General features: G+C 62.0%; 13 protein-coding genes. 4 read left to right on the forward strand and 9 right to left on the reverse strand.

Going from position 1 to position 13,264, the window contains the following annotated elements; all coding sequences use genetic code 11:
* The first annotated feature begins 159 nt into the window (after positions 1-159).
* On the forward strand, positions 160-579 hold the full coding sequence (locus tag G6N73_RS31870) for an SGNH/GDSL hydrolase family protein (protein ID WP_165033935.1): 420 nt from the start codon (positions 160-162) through the stop codon (positions 577-579).
* 27 nt (positions 580-606) lie between these two features.
* Here the strand turns inward: G6N73_RS31870 and G6N73_RS31875 are convergent, their stop codons facing one another.
* Positions 607-2,214 carry a carboxyl transferase domain-containing protein gene (locus G6N73_RS31875; RefSeq protein WP_165033936.1) on the reverse strand — a complete coding sequence of 536 codons (1,608 nt, stop codon included), beginning with the start codon at positions 2,212-2,214 and terminating at the stop codon, positions 607-609.
* Positions 2,215-2,455: 241 nt separating this feature from the next.
* On the opposite strand from G6N73_RS31875, the gene G6N73_RS31880 reads away from it, so the two are divergent.
* Positions 2,456-4,597: a DNA/RNA non-specific endonuclease gene (locus G6N73_RS31880; protein ID WP_165033937.1), complete on the forward strand. Its 2,142-nt coding sequence runs from the start codon at positions 2,456-2,458 to the stop codon at positions 4,595-4,597.
* Between the two features lie 33 nt (positions 4,598-4,630).
* On the opposite strand, the gene G6N73_RS31885 is transcribed toward G6N73_RS31880, so the two are convergent.
* From G6N73_RS31885 to G6N73_RS31900, 4 genes are all read right to left on the reverse strand, one after another.
* Positions 4,631-5,002: a type II toxin-antitoxin system VapC family toxin gene (locus tag G6N73_RS31885; protein WP_246252739.1), complete on the reverse strand. Its 372-nt coding sequence runs from the start codon at positions 5,000-5,002 to the stop codon at positions 4,631-4,633.
* An 8-nt stretch (positions 5,003-5,010) separates the two neighbouring features.
* Complete coding sequence (locus G6N73_RS31890; RefSeq protein WP_246252740.1) at positions 5,011-5,394, reverse strand: AbrB/MazE/SpoVT family DNA-binding domain-containing protein; 384 nt, start codon at positions 5,392-5,394, stop codon at positions 5,011-5,013.
* Between the two features lie 91 nt (positions 5,395-5,485).
* A complete protein-coding gene (locus G6N73_RS31895; protein WP_165033939.1) occupies positions 5,486-6,649 on the reverse strand; it encodes an isovaleryl-CoA dehydrogenase in 1,164 nt (387 codons plus the stop codon).
* Entirely contained in the window at positions 6,615-7,259 is a 645-nt protein-coding gene (locus tag G6N73_RS31900; RefSeq protein WP_165033940.1) for a TetR/AcrR family transcriptional regulator, read from the reverse strand. The genes G6N73_RS31895 and G6N73_RS31900 overlap by 35 nt, the downstream gene beginning before the upstream one ends.
* Before the next feature lie 93 nt (positions 7,260-7,352).
* Between G6N73_RS31900 and G6N73_RS31905 the strand changes: the two genes are divergently transcribed.
* Together G6N73_RS31905 and G6N73_RS31910 are read left to right on the forward strand one after the other, a co-directional pair.
* The gene (locus tag G6N73_RS31905) at positions 7,353-7,820 is read left to right on the forward strand and encodes an NUDIX hydrolase (protein ID WP_165033941.1); all 468 of its coding nucleotides are present in this window, start codon (positions 7,353-7,355) and stop codon (positions 7,818-7,820) included.
* Positions 7,821-7,944: 124 nt separating this feature from the next.
* Positions 7,945-9,060 carry a pyridoxal phosphate-dependent aminotransferase gene (locus G6N73_RS31910; RefSeq protein WP_165033942.1) on the forward strand — a complete coding sequence of 372 codons (1,116 nt, stop codon included), beginning with the start codon at positions 7,945-7,947 and terminating at the stop codon, positions 9,058-9,060.
* Between the two features lie 192 nt (positions 9,061-9,252).
* Here G6N73_RS31910 and G6N73_RS31915 read toward each other — a convergent pair whose 3' ends face one another.
* From G6N73_RS31915 to G6N73_RS31930, 4 genes are all read right to left on the reverse strand, one after another.
* On the reverse strand, positions 9,253-10,362 hold the full coding sequence (locus G6N73_RS31915) for a pyridoxal phosphate-dependent aminotransferase (protein ID WP_165033943.1): 1,110 nt from the start codon (positions 10,360-10,362) through the stop codon (positions 9,253-9,255).
* A 314-nt stretch (positions 10,363-10,676) separates the two neighbouring features.
* Positions 10,677-10,994, reverse strand: coding sequence for a hypothetical protein (locus tag G6N73_RS31920; protein WP_165033944.1), 318 nt, complete (start codon positions 10,992-10,994; stop codon positions 10,677-10,679).
* Between the two features lie 104 nt (positions 10,995-11,098).
* Complete coding sequence (locus G6N73_RS31925; protein WP_165033945.1) at positions 11,099-12,025, reverse strand: tyrosine-type recombinase/integrase; 927 nt, start codon at positions 12,023-12,025, stop codon at positions 11,099-11,101.
* Between the two features lie 266 nt (positions 12,026-12,291).
* On the reverse strand, positions 12,292-13,264 hold a 973-nt coding region (locus G6N73_RS31930; protein WP_165033946.1), incomplete at its 5' end, for a porin.

Below are 13,264 nucleotides of genomic sequence, written 5' to 3' on the forward strand. Positions count from 1 at the left end.
TGCCGTAAGATCCATACAAAACACGGATAACAGCACAAATGTTGTTACCACACATTTTCGCGCCGGAAATTCAATGCAAGTGAATTCAATAGCTTAACGGACAGTGTTCGCCATCCGTTCACCTCCAACTGTTCAAGTTGGGTCAAAGATTGGACGGAGATGACCGAGTTCGAACATATCACAACAAATGAGATCGTCGAAACCTATGAAGCTACGAAGGGCATATTTTCTGGGCTAATAGCCGAAGTCAGAGAGCTTTCTAGAAAGAAACCGGACGCGATCCTGAATAAAGGAAAGGTTTCAATAATTAACAGAGCACTAAATGAGCTCAGGAAGGTCCTTGAGAAAGAGCCGGAGGCGAAATTTCTTGACATATTGAGCGACGATGATCTTCCACAGACAAGTGATGCCGTACTTATTATGGTTCAGTATGAAAAGGCTCTTAAACAATTTCCCAAGCGGTATTATAAGAATGTTGCAGTCGGAATCGACGAATATGGAAGAAGGGATTTGCAAACAGTTTGGATTACAACGGAGTTTGTAAAAGAGTACAATTCCAGATCAGGAAAAGGAAGATAACCGCGATACCGCGGTTGTGCGCTCCCCTCACATCCTGAAAACCCCGAACTTCGTCTCCTTCACCTCCGCGTTCAGCGCAGCGGATAGACTCAGCGCCAGCACTTCGCGCGAGCGCGCAGGGTCGATGATGCCGTCGTCCCAGAGGCGGGCGGAGGAATAGAGCGGGTGGCCCTCGCGCTCGTATTTTTCCAAAATCGGCTGGCGGAATTCGGCTTCCTCCTCGGACGACCATTTCTTGCCGCGGCGCTCGATGCCCTCGCGCTTGACCATGGCGAGCACGGTCGCGGCCTGCTCGCCGCCCATCACCGAAATGCGGGCGTTGGGCCACATCCACAGGAAGCGGGGCGAATAGGCGCGGCCGCACATGCCGTAATTGCCGGCGCCGAACGAGCCGCCGATGATCATCGTCACCTTCGGCACTTGCGCGGTGGCGACCGCCGTGACCAGCTTGGCGCCGTCGCGGGCGATGCCGCCGGCCTCATATTTTTTCCCCACCATGAAGCCGGTGATGTTCTGCAGGAAGACCAGCGGGATCTTGCGCTGGCAGCATAGCTCGATGAAATGCGCGCCCTTGAGCGCGGATTCGGAAAACAGCACGCCATTGTTGGCGATGATGCCGACCGGCATGCCGTGGAGGTGGGCGAAGCCAGTGACCAAAGTCGTTCCGTAATTCTGCTTGAACTCGTCGAGTTCCGACCCGTCGACGATGCGGGCGATGATCTCGCGCACATCGTAGGGCTGGCGCGTGTCCTGCGGCACGATGCCATAAATCTCGTCGGCTGCATGAAGCGGCGGGAGAGGATCGCGGAGGTCAAGGTCGATGCGCTTCTTCCGGTTGAGGTTGCGGACGATGCGGCGGACGATGGCGAGCGCGTGGTCGTCGTCCATGGCGTAGTGGTCGGCGACGCCGGAGAGCCGCGTGTGGACATCGGCGCCGCCGAGCTCCTCCGCCGTCACGTCCTCGCCGGTCGCGGCCTTCACCAGCGGCGGGCCGCCGAGAAAGATCGTCGCCTGGTTGCGCACCATGATTGATTCGTCCGCCATTGCCGGCACATAGGCGCCGCCCGCCGTGCACGATCCCATGACGCAGGCGATCTGCGGAATGCCCATGGCCGACATGTTGGCCTGGTTGAAAAAGATGCGGCCGAAATGGTCGCGGTCCGGGAAGACCTCGTCCTGGTTGGGCAGGTTGGCGCCGCCGGAATCGACCAGATAGACGCAGGGCAGATTGTTCTGCATGGCGATCTCCTGGGCGCGGAGATGCTTTTTCACGGTGAGCGGATAATAGGTGCCGCCCTTCACCGTGGCGTCGTTGACGACGACCATGATCTCTTTGGCTTCGATGCGGCCGATGCCGGCGATCATGCCGGCTGCGGCGATATTGTCGTCATACATGCCGAAGGCGGCGAACTGGCCGATCTCGAGGAAGGGCGAGCCGGGATCGAGCAATTGCGTCAGCCGGTCGCGCGGCAGGAGCTTTCCGCGCGACGCATGGCGTTCGCGGGCCTCGTCCGAGCCGCCGCGCTGCACGGTCGCGGCCTTTTCAGAGATGTCGGCGACGAGCGCGCGCATCTTTTCGGCGTTGGCGCGGAAGAGATCGGAGGAGGGGGAGATCTGGGACTGGATGACGGTCATGGAGGCCTGCTGCGCCGTTCGCTGGACCCGGATGTTTACACAGGTCGGCAAGGCCGGCGCAACAGCGGGGCGGAACGGCGTCCGCGGGGCCGCCCGATGCGGCGGCGCCGGGGAACTCGGCCCCTGTCATACGGCGGATGTGCAACTGACGTAGGGTGAGGAGAGTTGCAAAGGAAGACACGCAGGAGTAGTATTATCGCAGGGCGTGGGAACGATTTTCAACCTTGAGGGGAGAAAAATTGTGGGCGGGACGTTTCATTTTTCTTACGAAATCATCAACGCGGCGGCTGACCGCTGGGAGGCGACGAAGCCCGAACGTGACAAGAGGGCGCGAGCCAAGGCGGAAGGGCGCTTCGACGAGATCGACAGCAAGGAGCGCATCGTCAAGCACGCCAACCGGCTGCGCCACCAGTTGGAGAACATGGCGGCAGTGGAGAAGACGGCGCTGCCGGCGCCGGTGCGCGAACTGGCCGGGCGCAAGCCGGTCACCAGGGCCAATATCGACTCTCTGTTCGTCGAGCGTGTGATCGGCCCGACCAAGGATTTCCTGTCGGCGGAGTTCTTCGAACTCGGCTCGTTCGCCATGCGCTCGGTCGCCCGCATCAGGACCGAGTTTGGCGGCAGCCTCGGCTATGGCACCGGCTTCATGGTGTCGCCGTCGCTGCTGCTCACCAACGAGCATGTGCTGGAGAACGCCGAATGGGCCGCCGCCAGCATGGCCGAGTTCGATTACCAGCGCGACCGTCTCGGCAGGCAAAAGCTGGTCCAGTCGTTCCATCTCGACCCCGCCCGCTTCTTCCTGAACGACAAGGCGCTGGACTTCGCGCTGGTCGCGGTGAAGCCCGCGCCGGGAATGGGGACCGCAAAACTCGCCGATTTCGGCCTCTGCCCGCTGGTCGGCGTGGAGGGAAAAATCCTCGTCACCGATCCGGTCAACATCGTCCAGCATCCGCAGGGCCGGATGAAGGAAGTGGTGATCCGCGAGAACGAACTCAGCGCGCTGCCGCTCGGCGATCTCGACGGCTTCGCGCATTATCTCGGCGACACCGAACCCGGCTCGTCGGGCTCTCCGGTCTTCAACGACCGCTGGGAGGTGGTCGCGCTGCATCATTCCTCGGTGCCCGCGCGTGACGCCGCCGGCAATTATCTGACCAGGGACGGCAAGGTCTGGAAAGACACCATGCCCGTCGAGGACATCGCCTGGATAGGCAACGAGGGCATCCGCATCTCGCGCATCATCAACCACCTGAAACAGCGCGAGGGCCTGTCGGCCGGCGCGGCCGCGCTCTTGACGGAACTGCTGGGAAAATCCGACACGACGGAAATAGGGCCGCTCCGCAAGGAAGGCGTGGCGCTTGACGGCGGCTCCGCGAAAACCTGCGCGCTCGATCTCGCTGGAACGGCGACGATCACCGTACCGGTGACGATCACGGTGGAGGTCGGCGGGGTACGCTCGGTGCGCGCCGAGCTTGGCGGGGCGGCGCTGCTGGCGGAGCGGGTCCGGCCCGCGCCCGACTATGACGGCCGGCCGGGCTTCGACGTCGGCTTCCTTGGCGTCTCCGTGCCGATGCCCGACCTGGTCGACCGGCGGCACGGCGAACCGGCGGCGCTGGCCGACGGTTCGGTCGAACTGAAATACTACCATTTCAGCGTTCTCATGAACGCGGGCCGGCGGCTGGCCTACGTCTCGGCGGTCAACTACGATGCGGCCGCGCCCTTCGTCGAGGAACGCGGCGCCGACGACTGGTTCCTCGATCCCCGCATCGACGTGGGCCTGCAGGCCGACAACCGCTTCTACAAGAACAACCCGCTCGATCGCGGCCATCTTGCCCGGCGCTACGACGCCGGCTGGGGCATGACCGCCGACGAGGCCAAGCTCGCCAATGACGACACCTTCCACTGGACGAATTGCGCGCCCCAGCACCAGGTCTTCAACCAGAGCAAGCTGTCGCAGCCGGGCGATCTGCGGCTTTGGGGCGAGTTGGAGAACCACATCACCGACCAGGCAAAGCAGGACATGCAGCGCCTGTCGATCTTCAACGGCCCGGTCTTCGGCAAGGACGACAGGACGCATCGCGGCCTGCTCATTCCGAGCGCCTTCTGGAAGGTGGTGGCTTACCGGTCGCGAGGCGACGAGTTGCGCGCCGTCGGCTTCGTGCTGCACCAGACGGACCTCATCAGCAACCTCGCGGCCGAGCGCTTCGACGTGGGCCGGTTCGATCTGCGGCAGGTCCGAATAAGCCGGATCGAGGAACTGACGGGGCTCGACTTCAAGGGACTGCGCAATGTCGATCCGATGGCCGCCACGGGCGTGCGCGAAGTTTTCGAAGGCGCGGTCGTCGCCGAGCGCAAGCTGACCTCGGCGGCGGATATCAGGTTCTGAGAGGCTGCTTCGGGATGATGGGGCGCATCCGCGTCAGCGGATGAGCTCGACCTTGCAGCCGAGATCGAGGTCGGCCCAGGAGCGATCGGCGGTAACAGCGACGGCGTTCTCGTGGATGGCCAGCGCGATGCAGGCGCGGTCGCCGAGGGAGAGGCCCTTGTGCCGGGTGGCCAGACGCAGCCGCCCGGCAAGAACGGCGCTCTCAGGGCTAAATCCGGAGATGTCCAGCCCCAAGGCCTCAAAGTCGCTCACCGCCTCATCCGGAGTGCGGCCCTTGTCGATTAGACGCGCGACGATTTCCGCAACGTTCACGCCGCAGCACTGCCCGTCCTTGAAATAGCGCAACGCGTTGTCAGCGCCTTTTTCGTTGAACAGCACCGCGAGCACGACGGAACTGTCGAGCATGTATGCCGTCATGGCTTCTTCATCGCCATGCCTTCAGCATGCAGTCGGTCGAGCCGCTCATCGCTTCGCCGTCGCTCTTCCCGCCGATCCGCCAGAAACTCATCGACCACGTTCTCTCCCGGCTTCTTGTAGGCAGCCAGGCGCTCCTGGACCTTTCGGATCGAGACCAGTTGAGAGATTGCCGTCAGTTCGCCACCCTGGACTTTCAGGACCAATGTGTCTCCCGGCTTGACTCCCATAGCTTTCCGCATTTCGGCCGGGATGACCAGCCGCCCGCCTTCACCCACTGTCGCCCTCACAGGGCCGACGGAAGCGGTCCCGGCTACAGCTTGTGCGTGGTTGAACTCAGCGGCTTCTTCGGCAAACCGGCGAGCCTTCTTGGGAGGAGGCATCATTCACTCCGATCGTTCCGGACCGGATGCTACCAGACAAGCCTAACTATGGCAAATATGCAAAACATGGCAACATGTAAAGCTCTGCCAACTAAACTCCCTCCGCCATGATCTCCCGCCCGATCAGCCAGCGTCTTATCTCGCTGGTGCCGGCGCCGATCTCGTAGAGTTTTGCGTCGCGCAGCAGGCGGCCGGTGGGGTAGTCGTTGATATAGCCGTTGCCGCCGAGCAGCTGGATCGCGTCGAGCGCCATCAGCGTCGCCTTTTCCGCGGCGAAGAGGATGCAGCCGGCGGCGTCCTTGCGCTCCGTCTGACCGCGGTCGCACGACGCCGCGACAGCGTAGACGTAGGCCCGCGCGGCGCTCATCGTCGCATACATGTCGGCAAGCTTGCCTTGCACCAGCTGGAATTCGCCGATCGGCTGGCCGAACTGCTTGCGCTCGTGCACATAGGGGACAGCCACGTCGAGACAGGCGGCCATGATGCCGAGCGGGCCGCCGGCGAGCACCGTGCGTTCGTAGTCGAGGCCGGACATCAGGACCTCGACGCCCGCTCCTTCCTCGTGCAGCACGTTTTCGAATGGCACCTCGACGTTTTCGAACACCAGTTCACCGGTGTTGGAGCCGCGCATGCCGAGCTTGTCGAGCTTCTGCGCAACCGAAAATCCCGGCATCTTCTTCTCGACGATGAAGGCGGTGATGCCGCGCGATTTGCGCTCGGGATCGCTCTTCGCATAGACCACCATAGTGTCGGCGTCGGGGCCGTTGGTGATCCACATTTTGGTGCCGTTCAGCACGTAGCGGTCGTTCTTCTTCTCGGCGCGCAGTTTCAGCGAAACGACATCAGAGCCGGAGCCGGATTCCGACATTGCGAGCGCGCCGACATGCTCGCCGGAGCACAGCGGCGGCAGGTATTTTTCCTTCTGCTCAGGCGTCGCCCAGCGGTTGATCTGGTTGACGCAGAGGTTGGAATGAGCGCCGTAGGAAAGCCCGACGGAGGCCGAGGCGCGCGAAATCTCCTCCACAGCCACAACATGGGCGAGATAGCCCATGCCGGAGCCGCCAAAATCGGGATCGGCGGTGATGCCGAGCACACCCAGCGCGCCGAGTTCGGCCCACAGATGCGCGGGGAAGACGTTGCTGCGGTCGATCTCCGCCGCGATCGGCGCGATCCTATCCTGCGCGAAGCGACGCACCAGGTCGCGCAGGCTGTCTATGTCCTCACCCAGCCCGAAATTCAGCGTGCGGTCGTACATTTTGCTTCTCCCTGGCGGCGTCCGCGCCCACAAGGCGCTTTGTCATGGAAAGGTAGGTTTCTGCGACCTCTTCGACAGAGAGCCGGTCGTCCGGGCGGAACCAGACGATCACGCCGGTGATCATCTGGATAATGGCCATGGCGGTCATGCCGACATCGTCTACGGTGAACAGCCCTGCCTCGGCGCCGTCGCGAAGAATCTGGCGCAGTTCCTTCTCATAAGTCGCGCGCAGGCGCAGGATTTGGGAAAGCCGGTCCTTGGACAGGCTGCGCAGCTCCATGTTCGAAACATGGGTGGAATGGCGGCGGGTGACATGGAAGCGGATATGGTTCTCGACGAAGGCCGAGAGCCGCGCGGCGGGATCGGGCGCTGCCGGCCGCGCCGCCTCCCAAGCTTGCTGCAGGCCCTCCATATGCTCGCGCATCAGCGTGAACAGCAGGTCTTCCTTGGTCGGGAAATAGCGGTAGAGCGCCGCCGCCTGGACACCGACTTCGGCAGCGAGCTGCCGCATCGAGACGGCCTCGTAGCCATGGCGCGCGATGAGGCTAAGCGCCGCTTCACGCGTCGCTGCCTCGGTTCTGCCGCCGTCCGATCCTGTCGTGCGCGCCATCATCGCTCCTTGTTTAGGGATAATAAAACGAACGTTCAATTAATTCAAGGCAAATGGACTTGCATGAAAGCCCATAACGGCTGATGGTGAGGCATGGCCGCAAGAAGCGCAGGTGCTCTCGTCTATCGAAAGCGGGCAGAGGCGATCGAAGTCCTGCTCGTCCATCCAGGCGGGCCGTTCTGGCAAAAGCGCGATCTGGGCGCGTGGTCGATCCCGAAAGGCGAATATGCTGACAATGAGGATGCGGAAGCCGCGGCCCGGCGAGAATTCACCGAAGAGACCGGTTGGACGATCGCCGACGAAATGACGCCGCTCGGCGACATCAGGCAGAAAGCCGGCAAGATCGTCACCGCCTTCGCGGCCGGATGCGATTTCGATCCCGCCACTTTGGCAAGCAACAGCTTCGAGATGGAATGGCCACCGCGAAGCGGACGCGTCGCCTCCTTTCCCGAAGTCGATCGCGCCGGCTGGTTCTCGCTGGCGGATGCGCGTGAAAAGATCATCGAAGGCCAGCGGCCGCTGCTCGATCGGCTGGAGGAGCTTCTCGGCAGTGGTGTGTAACAGCCGCTGCCGGCCAACACTTTCCATCTGCCAGGCCTATGGGAAAACAAGCCGTTTGCCGGATAGTGCAGAAGCCTCGCGAAAAGATCGTTTGTCCCGAAATCCTGCCAGAGAAAGCTACGCCATGGATCTGCCGCCTTTTCTCCTCGACCATTGGCTCGCAAAGTATCAATTTGCGTCGCCACCCATTGCGTACGACTTGGCGTCAAGCACCGGGCCGAAATGGACTGTAGGCGAATTGCTGTCCCTTTCAGGCAGGTCGGGTCTCGACGATGTGACGGTCAGCTACGCGCCGCCAGAGGGAAGCCGCACGCTTCGCGAGGCAATCGGAGCGTTTCTCGGGGTCGATCCCGCCTGGGTCGTGGTGACGACCGGCGCGTCGGAGGCGCTATCGGTTCTTTTCTGCCTGGCGGCCCGGCCGAGCGGAAATGTCGTCCTGCCGTCGCCGGCATTTCCTGCCTTCGAGGTCATGGCGAATGTCTGGGGCCTCGGCGTGCGCCATTACGGTATGGCGCGCGAAGACAGCTATCGGCTGTCCGCTGCAAGTGTGCTTGGGGCGGCCGACGGCGAAACCGTGCTGGCTCTGGTAAACACGCCGCACAATCCGACGGGCGCGATCATGCCGTCGGACGAGATCGGCGCGCTCGCTGCCGCGCTGGCGGAACGCCGCGTGCCGCTTATTGTCGATGAGGTCTATCACCCGCTCTATTTCGACGCACGGCCAGCATCGGCGGCGGCCGTCGACAATGTGCTTGTGATCGGCGACATGTCCAAGGCGCTGTCGCTGGCGGGTCTGCGCATGGGGTGGATCGTCGATGCCGATCCCGAGCGACGCAAGAAGATCATCGACGCACGAAGCTACTTCACGATCAGCAGTTCGCCGGTTCTGGAGGCGCTGGCGACCGATGCGCTGCTTCATCGCGAGGCGTTGCTGGCAAGGCTTCAGGCGGTTGCGGAAGAAAATCTGGCCGCGCTCTCGGCGCATATGGAACGTGTGGCGGACATATTGGCGTGGGTAAAGCCCGCTGGCGGCACTGTCGCTTTCCCATGGTTTCGCGACGGGCGCGACAGCCGCCCGTTCTGCGAGGCTCTGGCGGCCAAGGGAGTGCTGGTAGCGCCGGGCGACTGCTTTGCAATGCCCGAACACATGCGCGTCGGCTTCGCCGTGCTGAAATGCGGCCAGTTCGCCGAGGCGCTCTCTATTTTCGAGCGGACGTTGCGCGAGCACTTGCGAGAGTGAACCGCGACCTCGGAAGAGGGCTAGGGCTCTTTTGGTTTGGTTAGATGCCGCTCCTCACCCTTACCCTCTCCCAGTGAAGGACGGGGAGAGGGGGCATCAACGCTGGAGCGCGCTCCTCTCCCCGTCCTTCACGGGGAGAGGATGCCGGCAGGCAGGTGAGGGGCGGTTCCGCCCGAGCCAAAAATGCTCTGATCAGCGGCGAGCCGCAGCCAGCGCCCCCGGCAGTTCTTCGGCAAACAGCGTCAGCTCGTCAGGTAGCCCGACGCTGATGCGGATGCAGCGGTCGAGCCCAGGAGCCATCGGTTTGCGGATGAAGATACCGCGGGCAATGAGGTTCTGCAGCACCTTGAGCGCGAACGCGCCATCGCGGCCGCAATCGATGGTAACGAAGTTTGTGGCCGAAGGGATGGGGGAGAGGCCGTTCTCGCGGGCGATGCCGGCGATGCGGTCGCGCCCCGCGGCGACCTTGGCGATGACCTCGTGGAGGTAGGCCTGGTCTGAAAGTGCTGCGAGCCCTGCGATCTGCGCCATGCGGCTGACGCCGTAATGGTCTCGGATCTTCTCGAAATAGGCGATGGCCAGCGCCTCACCGACTGCATAGCCGCAGCGTATGCCGGCAAGCCCGTAGGCTTTGGAGAATGTGCGCATGCGCAGCACATTGGGACGCGCCGTGTCGATCGGCGGCATAGCCGATGCCGGCCCGGTTTCGCCATAGGCCTCGTCGAGGATGAGCATCGTGGTTTCAGGCAGCGCCTCGATGAAGTGGGTGATTTCGTTGGCTTCCCACCATGTGCCCATCGGATTGTCCGGATTGGAGAGATAGACCATGCGGGCATTTTCGCGCTTCACGGCGGCGAGCAGACCATCGAGGTTTTCGCGGTCGTCGGCATAGGGAACAGTGACGAGGCGGCCGCCGCTGGCCGCGACATGAAAGTTGAAGGTGGGGTAGGCGCCGAGCGAGGTGACCACCGCATCGCCCGGCGCGACATACATGCGAACCGCGATGTTGAGCAGCCCATCTATGCCCTGGCCGACGACGACATTCCTGATGTCGACGCCGAGATGGGCTGCAAGTGCTGCCTTCAGCTCGTAATTGTCGGGATCGCAATACATCCACATATCGCGCGCCGTAGCCGCCATCGTCTCGATGACGCGGGGGGAGGGGCCGAAGCTGCTCTCATTGGCGCCGATGCGTGCGCGGAACGGCTTGCCGCTGGCGCGCTGCTGCGCCTCGGGGCCGACGAACGGCACCGTTGCCGGAAGGGCTTCGACGATCGGCGTAAGCAGCGGGCGGCTGGGCATGGCGGGCACTTTGGCATGGGGACAAGGCGGCCGGCCAGCGATAGCAAAAAACCTTCGGATTGCATGCGATTTTTTTGCGGGAAGGCGGGCTGGACCATCACAAAAGGGTTCAGGCTGTTCCCTCAGCGCAAGGGCCGGAACACCGGAACCGGTTGATCTCGTAGCGCACGAGCTCCTTGCATGGCGGCGGATCGGCCGAACGGGAAGCCGTGCTGGGCTTTCTGGCTGCGATGCCGGCTGCGGATCCCGAATAGCGGCGCAAAACGAAACAGCGGGCCGCGGCCCGCCGTTTCGAAAGCGCGATACTCCTGCTGCTACATGCTTTCAATGGCGCCGCAGAACTCGCGGTACTTGATGGACGGGTTCTCCTCGCAATCCCTGAGCATGGTCGTGCGGTTCTGCTCGGACATTGCCGCCCAGGCGCTCCTCAACTCCTCGATCGGACGCATCGTCGTCAACGTGTCGTCGGTGAAGAAGGGCCTCATCAGATTGGTGTCTTCCAGGGAACTGGTCGTGGTCGGGTCGACCGCCGGGGCCGGGCCGCTCTCGTCCTGGACCGGGGCTGTCTGCGCAAAGGCGCCGCTGACAAGCGTCGCCGCGAGAACTGCGATCGGGAGCACTTTGAGTTTCATGATGATTTCCTTTCCTGTTCGACTGGGATCGATCAGCAGGCGATCGTCAGAAAAACGGGTTGGCGGACCGAAGGTTCCGGTTCTTTTCGCCCACCAGAATGGCTCTAGGCGATCCTGCGTTCGAGGACGCCGACGCAGGAATCGAGGTCGTTGGTCGCGAGATGCGCGTAGCGCATTGTCATCTGGAGGGTTTGATGGCCAAGCCACATCTGGACCCGCCTGATGTCGATGCCGCCCTGGACGAGGCGGGAAGCGCAGGTATGGCGCAAAATATGCGGAACCACCTGTAGATCCGTACCCAGGCCGATTTCCGCCTTGGCGTCGTTCCAGATTGCCCTGAAATTCGGCTGGTTCAGCATCGAGAACGGCCCCTTCGCCCGGACGCCTCCGACGATCAGCGCTTCCCGCGCTCGGGCCGTGAGCGGAACGGTTCGGCTGCGCCCAGACTTCGTTATCCAGAAGGACACGCGATGATCGTGCACGTCGTTCCAGATGAGCCCGATCGCCTCGCCCAGGCGGCAACCGGTGTCGACCAGGAAGATGCAGAGCCGGTAGCAATCCTCGCTTCTCGATCTCACGGCGGAGAAAAGGCGGTCCTCTTCCTCCCGCTCCAGAAAGCGGATTCGTCCGGCGCGCTCTTTTTGGCGGCGGAATTCCGGAAGGTTGTGGATATTTCCCATTTTATACGCCTTGCGCAGCAATTTGCTGAGCGCCGCCATCTTTCGATTGATGGTTGCGTTGCTGTTGCCGCGTTCGCGCAATTTTCCGATCAGGCCGTCGACGGTATCCTGGTCAAGAACGCTGAAGCGTTCTCCAAGCAGTATCTCGTCTAGTTCGCCAAGGAAGGAACTGACATTGTATTTGTGGTTTCCGTCGTCCCACAAAATGTCTTTATAGAGGGAAAAAAGGTCGGATATGCTGAAAGCTTCGACTTTGCTAAGCTTGGAAAGCGCATAATCCGCCGTTTGCGAGCTGAAGGAAGTGAAGGATATACCATCTTTCCATAGCCTATTGTCATCGTCAAGTTTCATTACCAAAGCGCCCCCGCCCCGAATAAAAGACGACGAAGCACAAGCACGAAATGTAAGAAAAAGACAATAGCGAGAGACATTCTTCGCCTCAGATCGCGATACGCAAAATTCCGCAGCCCAGCGAAACTCTGCTCTAGGTTTACCCCCTCCGTCAGCCCCCTGACTTGTTGCCCGTCAAAATCACGTCGAACGCAGCAGTCCACGATCGATCTGCTAAAAAGTTGACCCGGACGAAGCCGTCCGGGTCAACTGCGCACCAAGTGCTATTAGAACGTCCGCTGGAAGCGGAGGAAGCCGCCGATCTCGTCGCCATCATCATCGTCGTCGTCGAGGTTGTCGACATACGAGATTTCAGGCGTGATCACGAGGCCCGGAACGAGCGTGTAGTTCACGTTCGCAACGGCAGCGAAGTTCTCGTCTTCATCATACGAAAGCTGGACGTTGATCTTGGCCTTTTCCGAAACGGTGAACGTGCCACCGCCCCAGACAGCCCAGTCGCCCGACCAACTACCATAGTAGTTCGGACGGTCGGCATCCAGCACGCCGTCGAAATCTTCATCCGCGCCGGACTTGTAGCCGCCCATGATGAACAGAGCGAGCTGTTCGGTTGCGTTCACGTCCAGGCGAACCTTGCCGGCCCACTCTTCCCAGTTGGCGTCGTAGCCAGCAACCGCCGAGATGCCGCCCCAGCCCTGCGTCCAGGCCAAGCCGCCGACCACATGCGGGACATAGCTGTCCAGCGTGAAGTCGTTGAAGAGGACACCATCAGCAGACGAACCGTCACCCTCTTCGAGGGCGATCGCGGCCGAGAAGCCGTTGCCGCCGTTGAAGGTATAGGCGATCTGGTGCGTGCCGAACGGACCGTAGCTGACAAAATCGTCGCCGATCACGCCACCGGCGTAGCCGGTGAAGGTCGAGAACAGCGAATCGGTCTTGCCGATGCGGAAGCCGCCGAGCTCGATATAGGCATGCTCGAACTCCGTAGCGAAGACTGCATCGGTGATGCCGCCGACATCAACCGTGCTGTACTGGAAGTTGATCGCGGCGTAGGTGCGCAGCGTGCCGAGTTCGGTTTCCGAGCGGCTGTCGACGCGCAACTGGAAGCGGGCGCGCTTGTAGTAGGTGTCGTTCTCGTCAATGACGCCGTCCGACAGATCTTCCTTGTCGAGGACATCTTCAAGACCGCGCTGCCCGATGCCGATGTCGTAGCGGATGTAGCCGCCGACGCGCAGGCAGGTT

The sequence above is a fragment of the Allomesorhizobium camelthorni genome, from assembly GCF_011045125.1.
Lineage (GTDB): Bacteria > Pseudomonadota > Alphaproteobacteria > Rhizobiales > Rhizobiaceae > Allomesorhizobium > Allomesorhizobium camelthorni.

Coding starts and splice junctions, on each gene's coding strand:
- G6N73_RS31870 (WP_165033935.1), top strand. CDS start 160: ATGACCGAGTTCGAACATATCACAACAAATGAGATCGTCGAAACCTAT.
- G6N73_RS31920 (WP_165033944.1), bottom strand. CDS start 10,994: ATGAAACTCAAAGTGCTCCCGATCGCAGTTCTCGCGGCGACGCTTGTC.
- G6N73_RS31910 (WP_165033942.1), top strand. CDS start 7,945: ATGGATCTGCCGCCTTTTCTCCTCGACCATTGGCTCGCAAAGTATCAA.
- G6N73_RS31875 (WP_165033936.1), bottom strand. CDS start 2,214: ATGACCGTCATCCAGTCCCAGATCTCCCCCTCCTCCGATCTCTTCCGC.
- G6N73_RS31895 (WP_165033939.1), bottom strand. CDS start 6,649: ATGTACGACCGCACGCTGAATTTCGGGCTGGGTGAGGACATAGACAGC.
- G6N73_RS31925 (WP_165033945.1), bottom strand. CDS start 12,025: ATGAAACTTGACGATGACAATAGGCTATGGAAAGATGGTATATCCTTC.
- G6N73_RS31905 (WP_165033941.1), top strand. CDS start 7,353: ATGGCCGCAAGAAGCGCAGGTGCTCTCGTCTATCGAAAGCGGGCAGAG.
- G6N73_RS31900 (WP_165033940.1), bottom strand. CDS start 7,259: ATGGCGCGCACGACAGGATCGGACGGCGGCAGAACCGAGGCAGCGACG.
- G6N73_RS31890 (WP_246252740.1), bottom strand. CDS start 5,394: ATGCCTCCTCCCAAGAAGGCTCGCCGGTTTGCCGAAGAAGCCGCTGAG.
- G6N73_RS31915 (WP_165033943.1), bottom strand. CDS start 10,362: ATGCCCAGCCGCCCGCTGCTTACGCCGATCGTCGAAGCCCTTCCGGCA.
- G6N73_RS31885 (WP_246252739.1), bottom strand. CDS start 5,002: ATGCTCGACAGTTCCGTCGTGCTCGCGGTGCTGTTCAACGAAAAAGGC.